The organism is Pseudomonas sichuanensis, from assembly GCF_003231305.1.
Classification (GTDB): domain Bacteria; phylum Pseudomonadota; class Gammaproteobacteria; order Pseudomonadales; family Pseudomonadaceae; genus Aquipseudomonas; species Aquipseudomonas sichuanensis.
Window position 1 is genome coordinate 19,000 of the sequence record NZ_QKVM01000042.1, and the last position, 11,942, is coordinate 30,941.

The window sequence follows — 11,942 nt, forward strand, 5'->3', positions numbered from 1 at the left end:
AGTGGCAACGCCGGCCGGGCGCCCAGGCCGCCACCAAAAGTGATGCGAGGCAGGGCACTAGCGCTCAGTAGAGCGACGCAGCACTCCGGAGAGTGTGAGAATCAGCATCGAGGTCATATAGGCGCCACCTATTGCGTACAGTGCTCGGAAGACACGCCAGAAGAGCGGCCCCATGCCATCGGCCGAACTGATGGTGCACTTGGACGCCTGGTTCAGATCAACCAGTGGCAGCATGACGTCCAGCGCGTACAGGCTGGGTTCTACCTGATCGGCACAGGGCACTTCGTCAGTCATGGCAGCTGACGTAGGCATCTTGAAGGTCATCGGCTTGTCACCTGTTGCAGTACTTACCACTGACATCGTCACGGGCTGACTATCGACTACCAATACTGGGTGGATCGGGAGCGGCAATTGACCAACGAGCAGCGCGGAACCCCCAGCGCCAACGGGGGGCAGGCGCAATGCGCCGTAGTTGGCCACATCGAATGCCATGGTACCGACCAACCAATACAAGATTACGGCACAGATACCTCGCTTGCTGAACAGCCCGTAGCGAAAGGGTATCTGCACGCTGATCAGGGTGCACCAGCGGGGCAACCAGTGCTGGCGTGCGTTCTCACAATGCAGGCGTCGCTCCAAGACCGTCCGTGCCGCTTCGGGGTCACCGCTGCGAGCCAGCACATGAACCAGTTGCTCATAGGGAGTCACACTGAAGTCCACGTCTCTTGTGACTCGTTCCAACCATTCAAAACGCTGGATGCCATGGCCGGCACCAACCGTAGCACTGCGCACTTTATCGTTGGCAGCGAACAGTCGATTGGTCCTACCCAGCAATCCACTGCTGCCTTCGGCGAGATTCTGATAGGCGAAGCCGCGCAGGTCTACCGTAAGCCCTGGACCCCAGCCTTTCCCACGATTGTCATCCAAAGAGCCACAACGGCATCCACGAAGGTCTATCTCTACGCGAACTTCATCGAGCACCGCGACCTGCTCCTTGCGGTTCTCGGTCAACTCAGCACGGATGCGATCTACTATCGCAGTGCGCGCATCGGTATCGCTCTCGGGCTGCCAGTTCGTGTCACACACTACTTTGTGCGGGGTATGGTGCACGGGGAGGGTACCAGTTGGCTGCTCTGAAGGGGCTTCCTCCATGCGTGCCAGCCAATAGCGTCGGTAAGGTCTGACGTACTGCACACCCTCAGGTTCCAGGCGTGCAACCGATACTTCGCTGTCCATCTCCACCATGCCGGAGCTGGCGATCCTGAAGACGGCAATAAACAGTTGGTCGCCGTACATCACGACAGCCTGACAGACCCAGAAGTCCCCTTCTCGTTGCGCCTGAGGCCGAACTGGAGCAGTGGCAAGCAGATTGTCGTCGCGCTCTAGATAATGAAGCCAATCGGAGTCTTGCACTGAGTCGACGATGATGAAAGCACCTTCCTCTCCCCATACGTATCCGCAGAAGAAACGAAGGTAGTCGAGTGCCTGTTCGCCAGTGTCCAGGCGTAGTACCGGTTTGTCTGCCTTCGTTGCATTCACCATGTGTATGGGTTGTGACTGACCGTTCAGATAGACGGTACGGCCATCCGCCAGCAGCAGGAAGGCATGGCAGTCGACCTCGATCGGGGATTCGATTCCCGCCAATTGGTCGTCACTGGGTACATGGAGTTCGACGACCTGCGCACCTTCATAAAAACTCGTTGCATGACGCAGTATCAGGTTTCTTCCTGGGACATCGAGCGTATCGAGGACTGTGTTGAGCCAGGGAGGCGTCGCGCCTACTTCCTCCAGTACGCCGGTCTCAGGCACGCGTACGAGCTCTTCGACCTTCAGGTCGCCTTCGATCTGTGTATCGTTGAAATCAATGCTCGGTTTAGTCTGTCCTGTGGGGCGTCGGCGCACGTGAAGCCGGATTTCTTTAAGCAGAACGGCGCCTTCCACACGCCCTCCCACCAGCGAGAGCGGGCCAAAAATATGTTTTGGCAGCGCTACGTCGCCTCGTACACGGGTGCCATCTAGTTTTGCCGAGCTGACGGAGCATTCCTTGGCTTGCAGGTGGCCGGCAATGACGGCCATCGTCATGCTGATATCCCGAATCTTGCCTTCGATGATGAGATCTTGATCCACGCACAGGCTCATGGCGTAAACCTGTATGCCCGGCACCTCGCCGATAGATACGATCTTCGCATTGGCCACCAGTTTTGCGGCCGAAATGTTGATGCTGTGAGCAGCCCGAAAAAAGGAAAGCCCCTGAATCCGAATTTCTGGGGCGACTATGCGAATGGCGCTGTACTCATCGCCGCCAAACTGCCCCTTCACGTTGCAACTCCACGCGAAAATCTCTTCGAAATCGCCCTTCAGCCAAAGGTTGCCATCCACCTGCAAGTCTCTCAGATCTACCGACGGCCTGGCATCTTTGGTCGTGGTTGTCGAGAGCTGCAGATCACTGCCGATATGCATCGTTTTCAGAGAACAGTTCATGCTCGACTGCTCGACGAACAACTCTCCGCGCACGCAGCCCCCATCACACAGCAGTGGCGCTGTATTCGGCCCAGCGTGCAACTGTATGTACAGGCTATTGCCGATCTGGATGCTTCTGAAATCGACATTGTTGCCCTGCATGATTGTTGGCCACGGCGCTCCTGACGACGGCAGGTTTGTGCGGGAAGTCCACTCAATCATGAACACCGAGCCGGCTACTTGGGCCAGGCAGGCACGGATCACCGAAGTCGAGTCTCCGTCGGTGGGGCCGAAGAATCGGCCACCACTGAGGTCGAGTGATCCGCCAATCTTCATTCCATACAAATCGATTGTGCCTTCGCAAACAAAAGGCAAGATGTCGCGCTCCCGCTGGTGCGGTTGCAGTAGCATATTGCCATTTATTTCGCTGGATTGTGCCCACAGTGCCAGGCCATTGGCGTTGGTGTTCTGACCACACATCAGTGAGGCGCCGCGCAGATCTACGCGGCCATGAAGCTGACGTGGCAAGCTCATACCGCCAAACACGCTCAGGCCATCGTTGCCAATCAGATCGCCCTGGACAACCATGCCGCGCAAGTCGCAGGCGAACTCCACTTGTGCTGAAGGTGGCTGTTCGTTGGCTCGTTCAAGCCGCAGGGTGGCGCTTGCCAGCTTGATTGACCCCTCTACACGTGCGCCGCAGGCACGCAACCAACAGGCTTGACCTTCACCGCCACTCGAGTGCAGCCCGCTGAGATCCAGGTCGCCACTTATGAGTGCATTGTCCAGTGCCAACATCGTCAGCTGGCAGTCGATAAAGGCCACGCGGGCAAAACGGGCATGTCTCAAATCAACCGAAGGTTCTGCTTGCGAGTCAGGCGTAAGGCAAGACTCACCAAAATCAAAGAAGCAGTTTTCGAAAACCAGGGCGGCAGGCATACCGTTGTCGCGGCTGGCACTGGCATCCGCCAGTTGCAACTGACCAAGGATCCTGGCACCGCGCACGTGCAAGCCAAGCAGCAGCGTCTCGGACAGGGCATTACCATCCGCGTCGGCCTGTCCCAGGATCAATCGACGGATCAACGCGGCGCGGATTTGCGGTGGCGTATCCCCAGGGTTCTGGCGCGTGCTGAAATCGGCCTTGATGCCTGCTTTGCAGCAGTCCAGCAACCACTGCTCGTCGTTAGTCAACACTTGGCTATTCAAGAAGGGCATCCTTCCTGACCGCCAGGCCATGACAGCTGAAAATAGCCTTGGTCAGGGTGGTATTTGCGGTATACCTCCAGCGCATTCAGCACTCTTTGGAGGGCATAGGCCTGCATACCACGCGGACTATTAATGGTGACTATAGTCAAAACGCGCGGCTACCGGAGCCTCGCATTTCTCTACTAGCTGGTGCAGGTGTCGAGCATGTCAGCGGTATAGGTGCCGCCGTGAACCGCATCCAGCTGCACTTCAGGCAAACGCTGCCTCGATGAATGCCTCCAACGCCTGCGCCTCGATGATCTCGATGGAAAAATGCCCAAAGCGCTTGGGCAGCCAGATGATTCGCGCCCCGGCCGGCGATTGCAGGTCGCTGCGTGCCAGCGGCTGGCCATTTTCGTTCTCTGGCTGCACGCCGTTGGCCAGTAACTGGTCATAGGCCACTTCGATGTCCGGCGTCGAGTAGCAATGGCGGTAGATCATGCCTTCGCCGTGCTCGTCCAGCAGCACCTTGAGGTTGCCCGCCAGCGGTTGCACCAGCATGAACCGCTCCTGGCCCATGCGGGCGATGGCGTAGCGTACGTGCAGGCCGCCGCGTTCCCACACCTGGGTGGTGGAGATCTCGGCGCCGAGGATCTGCTGGTAGTAGGCGCAGGCCGGCTCGAGCTGGTTGACCAGTACATCCACGTGGCTGAACGTGAGTTGCATCGTGACACTCCCCTGGCTGAGGGGGTGGAGCATAACCCAGCCTGTGCGCTCAATGGCGGACCAGATACGCGCCCATTGGCACGCGGCCTTTGAGCTTCTTGCATTTCACCGGCGCGGGTTGATGGCCTGGCGGCCGGTCGGGAAACCAGATGCGGCATTTGCCGGGTGGTGGGCGTAAACCTCGCGGTATCTCGTTCGGCTCGCTACCCAGAGCGGCAACGGGCTGCAGCGGTGGCGCGGATGGCCTCGCGGCGATGGCGTCCTGCACGGGAACCGACACCGCCCTGGTTGGCACCACGCCTGTGCGCTGGGCGGTCTGTGCCGCTGCGATCAATTGCAGGTTGCGGTTGCGCAACGCCTGGTTGGCGCCTACCCGCAGGTTGGAGCGGGCCGCCAGGGTTTCGGCCTGCTGGAACTGGCCCTGTTGAAGACGCAATACCCCGAGGTAGTGCAGGGTGGCAGGATTGTTCGGCTGGATGTGCAGGGCACGCTCCAGGGTTGCTGCCGCCTGATCCGGATGGCCATCGGCGTACTGCTGCGAGGCGGTTTCGATCAGTTGGGTTGAGGCGTTGTTGCTTCTGGCGGTGGCGGAGCGGTCGCTGGCCAGGGGGTAGGGCGATGTTGTTGCACTGAGCAATAGCAGCAAGGTCGACAGCGTGCGGGGGCTTGGCATCAGGGATGGTCTAAACAAGGGGCAGGCTGCCGGTTGGGGTAGGGACTGGGCAGGCAGACTGGGCTGTCTGACCGGTTGGATACAGAGACGTTATCGACAGTGCGGGAAGGATGAAGTTCGGGTTTGCAAGGGTCGTTCAGGTGGGTTTGCGATTGGCTGCTTTCGACTGTGAATGGGCGATAGCACAGGCTTAATCGAGAGCATTGTTCCTGTGAGCCAATCAGCGTCTTTCGGTCCGAAATGAGGTAGGGTGCTTGAGTCAGCAGGCTTAAACCCCACCCATTAGGACGTGGATCAAATAAATGTCAGTAGACCCTTTCCGTATACCTACAGACGCCGATATCGCAGAAGCTGAACGCGTACTCAAGTTTCGCTTTCCAGATCAATATGTCCGCTTCTTGAAGGAAGGTAGTAACGTCGAAAATGCCGTGCTGGATGCTGCGTTGATAGTGAGAGGCTGTAGCTACTTAGATATATTCGAAATCTCAGCGTTTGCTTGGGACCACGCAGGTGTACCACGTGATTGGCTACCTTTCATTGAAGACAATGGTGATTACTTTCTAATTTCAGAATCTGGCGCTGTTCGATACTGGTCGCACAACGGAAGCACAGATGAGCATTGGCCTTCATTCTCTGCATGGTTTCAACAAGTCTGCATAGAATGCCGGTAGCAATGAAATTTCGCTGTGTCTTGTTTTTATCCCTTGCTGCCCTGGGCGAAAGGCAGCTTTGGGTCGAAGGCAGCCCGTGACGAGTGTCTACCTCCGACCCGAAGCAGTCATTCACGCGCTGCTATTGGCTGGGTGTGGTCAGCCGCCTTTCCGGTAAGTCCGTCCACCTTCGTCTCGGCAGCTGTCCTGCACAGCGCACAGATCCTTCAGTCATCAAAACACACGTGCAACACTGCTGTGATTGAGCAGGCCCAGCGCGACCAGACACTGAAGCTGCTCCTTTAAAGCCGCCTGCTCCGCTTTCGATGTGAATGGATCTATGATCTGGTATTGGCGATCACACCAGTGCGTTATCTCCGACAACCAATACGTCTGCCTTGCAGGCTCGTTACCTAAAGACTTCAGCAAATACGCTACCTGCTGCCATACCGCTAACAGCTGAAGTAGTTTTTGACGACGTATGTCTGAAAGCTCGTGCCATTGATCATCCAGTCTGGCGCCCACGCCCACACTTATCGCAGCCCAGGGCAGATCGCCCAAACGGGCGATCAATACATTGAATACCTTGTCAGACGTATCATTCAGCGCGTCGAGTAGGTCACATGAACGCCACTCACCCGGTAAACACATGGCCGAAATCCGAACGGATGGATAGCCAGACGCTAGTGCCGCCCTCAACCAAGCTTCAGGGAGTTTGACACTGAGATCCCTGGCTAGACCCAACACACCCAGCCAATCTGCCTTGCGGTTTGGTATTTGCTGTGTCAGTTGCTCTGCCAGCACACCCGATGCATCAACCCCATATCGGGGAGCTGCCCAGAGGGCCAAATTGCGTACCGCAGCAGAGCCATTGAGCAATGCTTGTTGCAATAGAGGCTTCGGGTCCTCAAGAACAGGTAACAGTGCCCGCATTATTCGTGTACGGACTCTGGCAATCGATCGGGGAAGAGCGTCGAGTAGCAGGGCGTGGGCTGGTGTCGTCGCCAACGCTTCGCACGCATCGACAGCAGCCAGACGAACATTCAATTCACGATGGGACAGAGCCTCCCGCAGAAGGGGCTCCGGAGAATCGCTGGCATCCAAAAGCAACGCGAACAAATAGCATGCCGCTTTACTTTGTTGCGCCAGAAAGCTGGCATGGACTTCACTGCGCACATCGGGCATTTGCAGCAACGCTTGCACCTTGGCCAAGGTGACCTCGTGATCGCCCCGTCGGCGCACGGCAAGTGCCATCAGCGGGCCCAATGCAAATAATAGGGAGCTGACATGCTCACGCTTCAGATACGCTTGCATACCGATTTCGGCCAGATGGCGAACTTGAGGAACCCAGTCATTGAGTCGCTCGATCAGCGCCAGTAAGGCTTCGGGAGAAGGGCTGTTTGATAACTCTCTGACTGCCACTTCACGAACGAAACCGTTGGGATGCTGGCTAAGATCTGACCATGCGCCGCTTCCTGCGGTGCTCGCAATCAGTTCCAACGCGTGGTTACGCTGCTGATCAGCCCAAGAGGAGCTACTAAGCGGCTTGGCTTTGATCCAATTCAGCCAACTGAGAGCGCTCATTGACACAACCCTTCCATGAATATCGGCTAATGATTTTAGATATTGTGCAGTGGTACTGGAAGGCTATTAGCTCGACCTAAAATCTACAGATCTACTATTTTCTGCGTCCAGGTGAAGCCAAGCGATCTTGGTATGACTCGGCGACCACAGTCGTCGGCGGCTCTGAAGTATGGTGAGATGACCACATCTGGCCGATAGCAGTTCGCGAAGGGTAGCTAGGGGTCGAAAGCGGTCAATCACAACCGGCAGCTTTCGACCCAACGCGGACACCCGCAGCCGTGCTGCAGCCCATAGCAGGGCTTAGTTCCCCATCACTTCACCCAGCGCCTGCTCAAGGGTGCTGACCGTGCGCTCGATATTATTCAGTTTCTCGAGCCCGAACAGCCCGATACGGAAGGTCTGGAAGTCGGCCGGTTCGTCACATTGCAACGGCACGCCGGCAGCGATCTGCAGGCCGCGCGCGGCAAATTTTTTACCGCTCTTGATGTCGGCATCATCGGTGTAGCTCACCACTACGCCCGGGGCCTGGAACCCGGCAGCGGCCACGCTTTTGATGCCTTTGCCGGTCAACATGGCGCGCACCCGGTCGCCCAGGGCCTGCTGTTGGTCGCGGAGCTTGTCGAAACCGCAGGCTTGCATCTCGTTCATCACGTCGTTGAATTTCGCCAGTGCATCGCTGGGCATGGTCGCATGGTAGGCATGCCCGCCCTGTTCGTAGGCCTGCATGATCTGCAGCCACTTTTTCAGGTCGCAGGCAAAGCTGCTGCTTTGCGTGTGCTCGATGCGCTCGAGGGCCAAAGCACTGAACATCACCAGGGCGCAGCAAGGGGAGGCGCTCCAGCCTTTCTGCGGTGCGCTGATCAGCAGGTCGACGGCGCACTTGTGCATATCGACCCAGAGCGTGCCCGAGGCGATGCAGTCCAGCACGAACAGGCCGCCCACCGCATGCACGGCGTCGCCGACTGCGCGCAGATAATCGTCGGGCAGGATGATCCCGGATGAGGTTTCAACGTGGGGGGCGAAGACAATCTGCGGCCTGTGCGCCTCGATGGCCGCCAGCACTTCGTTCAGCGGCGGGGGCGCGTAGGCTGCCTGGCGGTCGGTGTCGAGCGGTCGGGCTTTGAGCACCGTGGTGGCCGCCGGGATGTTGCCCATCTCGAGGATCTGGCTCCAGCGATAACTGAACCAGCCGTTGCGGATCACCAGGCATTGCTGGCCGGTGGCAAACTGTCGCGCTACCGATTCCATGCCGAAGGTACCGCTGCCCGGCACTACCGCAACTGCCTGGGCGTTGTAGACCTGTTTCAGGGTCTTGGAGATGTTCCTCATCACCCCTTGAAATGTCTGCGACATGTGATTGAGCGAGCGGTCGGTGTAGACCACCGAGTACTCGACCAGCCCCTCAGGATCAATACTGGGATAAAGCTTCGACATACGGTGACTCCTTTACCAGAGATGTCATTGGTATGGACCCTGTACCAAGCCCTGGCAAATGACAAGATTGATTAGTGCTGGACGTTCAAGTTAGCAGCCTCGCAGCTCAGATTCCTGTGGGGGCGCGAATCACCAGGCTGTCTTTCTTGTAGCTAGGTGATTGCTCCAGAAAAGCCGTGATCAGCGACGCAACTTGCTTCTGAATAGCATCCCGTACACGACCGTTCTCGCCATCCCGGCAAATGATGCCATCCCCCGGTACCTCTGCCTCGAGCACTGACTGCGCGCCTGGTTTGCAGATCGACATGAAGGTGAAATGGCTGGCGTCGCTGATCTCGACGTAACGACTGGACGCCGCAGGCAGGCGTTTGGCCAGGTTGGCCGACTCCAGTTCAGCGGGAAGTTCGCGCGACGGTACGCCCGCTGCGATCACCAGAGCGGGTATCGGCAGGGCGGCCAGGCTTCGATCGGTCAGCCCCCGCGAAAGGCCCAGGTCCAGCGTGACCACGGCGGTGACGCGTTGGTCGCGCCAATCGGCGCCCAACGCAGCCTTGGACTCTGTGGAGCCTGCAGGTTTCATCTTTGCGTAAACGGTGCAACTGGCTAACTCTGGATGGGTGTTGCAGTCCTGTTCGAAGCGCTCTGGGTCGAAGCGCGCCCCGGCGATCTCCAGGGCGGTCCAGCCGCCGAGCGAGTGGCCCACGGCTGCAATTCGGCCATCGGCGACCGCACCGAATTTTTCAGGTTGAGCGATGACCCCATCAATGCTCCGACCCAGATCAAGAGGGCGCTGCCATAACTGTGCCGCTGCTTGCGGGCTGCGGTCATGGGTCGTGCTGCCAGGGTGATTGACTGCGGCGACGATATAGCCTTTGCGAGCCAGGGCACTGGCCAGCCAGACCTGATTGCGCCAGTTGCCCTGGTAGCCATGGGACAACACCACCAACGGATGTTTACCGGCAGCAGGTGGCGCGTCAGGTATGGCAGACGCACCGACAAACACCGGATTGTCGCCGATCAGTTGCGTGGCGGCTATGGCTTTGCTCGGGTACCAGACCACCATCTCCAGTGCACGGTCATTGTGCGGATCCGTCAGCGTGGAGGCGCGAAAGCCGACGGAGTTGCCGTCGGCCCATACGCTGGTTGTCAGGCAGGCCAGCAACAGTGCGGCGAATGTTGTTTTCAATGTCGTCTCTTCCTTGATCAGACGCGTGCATGGCACTTGAATCCGCCACAGAGCGTATCCACCCTCCACGGGCGTCGTAGCTGATGCGGTGGTCCTCGAAGGTGGACATTAAAGCCCGGATTCGAACCACGTCCAGGCAATATGCGCTAACCCTTTCAGGCGGGCTGGGCCGCCAGGCTGTTGCTGACATTACGCCCCAGCACCAGCACCGTGACGAACCCGCAGCCCACCAGGGCCGTGGCCAGGCTCAACAGCACAGAGCTGCCCAACTGGTCGACGATCCGCCCGCCAAAGAACGAGCCCAGCGCGATGATCACCTGGAACATGGCGACGAACAGCGGCATGCCCCGTTCGACATCCTTGGGCGCCACCACGAACATCCAGATGCTGGCGCAGGCCGGGAAGGCGCCGAAGGCGAAGCCCCAGAGTGCGATCAGCATTGCCGCGCCGGTCATGCCGGTGGCGAAGTAGGGGAACAGCGCGGTGCTGATGGCGATCATCAGTGCCACCAGCATCAGCGTGTGGCGCACGCTGCGGTTGGCGGCGAAACCGGCGAACAGGTTGCCCAGCACTCCGGCCACGCCATAGAGCAGCAGCAACGAGCCAATGGTCGGCCCATCGAAGCCGGCACTCTGTTTGAAGAACGGCGCGACATAGGTGTACGCGGCAAAGTGCGCCAGGCCGATCAGCAGTACCGCGATCAAGCCCACCCGTGCCTGTGGGTTGATGAACAGGGCCGGTAGGTCGCTGATGCGGATGGCCCGGTCCGGGTTGAGCCGCGGCAGCAGGAAGATCTGCGCCAGCAGCACCGGTACGCCCACCAGTGCGGTGGCCAGGAAAGTCATGCGCCAGCCCATCAGGCCGCTCAGCCAGGTGCCGACGGGCACGCCCAGCACGGTGGCCAGGGTCACACCGACCATGATGATCGAAGTGGCCTGGGCCACGCCCACGCCCTTGGGCGCAAGGCGGCCGCTGAGGGCAATGGCGGTGGCCCAGAAACCACCGATGCTGATGCCCAGCAGTACACGGCCGAACAGCAGCAGGCCGAAGTCGCTGGCGTAGGCCACGACGGCGTTGGCGATGATCATGACCAGGGTCAGGCCGATCAGCAGGTAGCGGCGGTCCAGGGCGCCAATGCCCACCGACAGCAAGGGGGCGGCGAGGGCGGCCATGATGCCGGGAAGGGTCACCATCAGGCCGGCCTGGCCGGCGCTGATGCCCAGGTCGCTGGCGACATCGTTGAGTACACCCACCGGGAGAAACTCGCTGGTCACCAGGGCGAAGGCGCCCACGGCGACCGAAAGAATCGCCAGCCATTGCTGGCTGACGCTCTGTTGATCATGTTCGGGAAGGCCCTGAGGGGCCTGGCTGGCGCTTGGCATGGTGCTGGGTTCCAAGGAGAAGGTCGCCTGAAGGCAGGCGCGGGGAGCGGGAGGCAATTGGGAGGCGATTATAAGAGCCGGTTTTGCCACGCCGACAGACGGGGCCTTCGATAGTAATCATCAGTGCAATCGATAAGACACGCCGGGACGCCGTACGCGGCTGTGCAATGAGTTGTTATGCTGCCGGCTTCATCGGCAACGACAAGGACGTTTGAAGATGACCGCAACCCTGCGTCAGGCTTCGCCTGGTGATATCGAGTTGCTGTTCGATATCCGCACCAGCGTGCAACAGAATCACCTCTCCCGTGAACAACTGCATGCCATGGGCATCACGGCGGCCACACTCGCCGACGCCATCGGCAGTGGCCCCTGCGCCTGGATTGCCGAATGGCATCAGGAGCCTGCCGGGTTTGTCATGGTCGATCACGAAGAAGGGGAGGTATTCGCCCTGTTCGTACGCCCGCAGCATCAAGGCAAAGGCTTGGGGCGCTTGCTGTTGCAGCGGGCGGAACAAGCGCTGTTCCAGCGCCACGAGCGGATTCACCTGACCACCGACGGCAATGAAGTCATTCGGGCCAATGGCTTCTACCGTCGGTTAGGGTGGGCCTGCGTCGAGGCGGTCGATGATCGGGATGTGCGCTATGAGAAGCGTCGCGTGGAGG

8 protein-coding genes and 1 pseudogene are annotated in these 11,942 nt (G+C 59.2%); 2 read left to right on the forward strand and 7 right to left on the reverse strand.

Annotated features, from left to right (window positions below; translation table 11 throughout):
- Positions 1-57 precede the first annotated feature (57 nt).
- The 3 genes from DM373_RS20045 to DM373_RS20055 all read right to left on the reverse strand — a co-directional run bounded on the left by DM373_RS20045 (position 58) and on the right by DM373_RS20055 (position 5,044).
- Positions 58-3,666 carry a hypothetical protein gene (locus DM373_RS20045; RefSeq protein ID WP_157966862.1) on the reverse strand — a complete coding sequence of 1,203 codons (3,609 nt, stop codon included), beginning with the start codon at positions 3,664-3,666 and terminating at the stop codon, positions 58-60.
- 249 nt (positions 3,667-3,915) lie between these two features.
- On the reverse strand, positions 3,916-4,371 hold the full coding sequence (locus DM373_RS20050; protein ID WP_110995219.1) for a VOC family protein: 456 nt from the start codon (positions 4,369-4,371) through the stop codon (positions 3,916-3,918).
- Between the two features lie 49 nt (positions 4,372-4,420).
- Entirely contained in the window at positions 4,421-5,044 is a 624-nt protein-coding gene (locus DM373_RS20055) for a tetratricopeptide repeat protein (RefSeq protein WP_110995220.1), read from the reverse strand.
- 302 nt (positions 5,045-5,346) lie between these two features.
- Between DM373_RS20055 and DM373_RS20060 the strand changes: the two genes are divergently transcribed.
- Positions 5,347-5,715, forward strand: a complete 369-nt coding sequence (locus DM373_RS20060; RefSeq protein WP_110995221.1) for an SMI1/KNR4 family protein — start codon at positions 5,347-5,349, stop codon at positions 5,713-5,715.
- A gap of 213 nt (positions 5,716-5,928) precedes the next feature.
- On the opposite strand, the gene DM373_RS20065 is transcribed toward DM373_RS20060, so the two are convergent.
- The 4 genes from DM373_RS20065 to DM373_RS20080 all read right to left on the reverse strand — a co-directional run bounded on the left by DM373_RS20065 (position 5,929) and on the right by DM373_RS20080 (position 11,280).
- Complete coding sequence (locus tag DM373_RS20065) at positions 5,929-7,278, reverse strand: HEAT repeat domain-containing protein (protein ID WP_110995222.1); 1,350 nt, start codon at positions 7,276-7,278, stop codon at positions 5,929-5,931.
- 300 nt (positions 7,279-7,578) lie between these two features.
- Positions 7,579-8,712 (reverse strand): aminotransferase class V-fold PLP-dependent enzyme, encoded by a 1,134-nt coding sequence (locus DM373_RS20070; RefSeq protein ID WP_110995223.1) that lies wholly within the window; start codon positions 8,710-8,712, stop codon positions 7,579-7,581.
- A 106-nt stretch (positions 8,713-8,818) separates the two neighbouring features.
- Positions 8,819-9,898, reverse strand: coding sequence for an alpha/beta hydrolase family protein (locus DM373_RS20075; RefSeq protein WP_110995224.1), 1,080 nt, complete (start codon positions 9,896-9,898; stop codon positions 8,819-8,821).
- A 155-nt stretch (positions 9,899-10,053) separates the two neighbouring features.
- On the reverse strand, positions 10,054-11,280 hold the full coding sequence (locus DM373_RS20080; protein ID WP_110995225.1) for an MFS transporter: 1,227 nt from the start codon (positions 11,278-11,280) through the stop codon (positions 10,054-10,056).
- A gap of 217 nt (positions 11,281-11,497) precedes the next feature.
- Here DM373_RS20080 and DM373_RS20085 point away from each other — a divergent pair.
- Positions 11,498-11,935 (forward strand): annotated as a pseudogene (locus DM373_RS20085) (GNAT family N-acetyltransferase); the annotation flags it as partial.
- Positions 11,936-11,942 lie beyond the last annotated feature (7 nt).

Bases quoted from the DNA above. Each gene is read 5' to 3' on its own strand.
- DM373_RS20050 (WP_110995219.1), bottom strand. From the start codon at position 4,371: ATGCAACTCACGTTCAGCCACGTGGATGTACTGGTCAACCAGCTCGAG.
- DM373_RS20055 (WP_110995220.1), bottom strand. From the start codon at position 5,044: ATGCCAAGCCCCCGCACGCTGTCGACCTTGCTGCTATTGCTCAGTGCA.
- DM373_RS20060 (WP_110995221.1), top strand. From the start codon at position 5,347: ATGTCAGTAGACCCTTTCCGTATACCTACAGACGCCGATATCGCAGAA.
- DM373_RS20065 (WP_110995222.1), bottom strand. From the start codon at position 7,278: ATGAGCGCTCTCAGTTGGCTGAATTGGATCAAAGCCAAGCCGCTTAGT.
- DM373_RS20070 (WP_110995223.1), bottom strand. From the start codon at position 8,712: ATGTCGAAGCTTTATCCCAGTATTGATCCTGAGGGGCTGGTCGAGTAC.
- DM373_RS20080 (WP_110995225.1), bottom strand. From the start codon at position 11,280: ATGCCAAGCGCCAGCCAGGCCCCTCAGGGCCTTCCCGAACATGATCAA.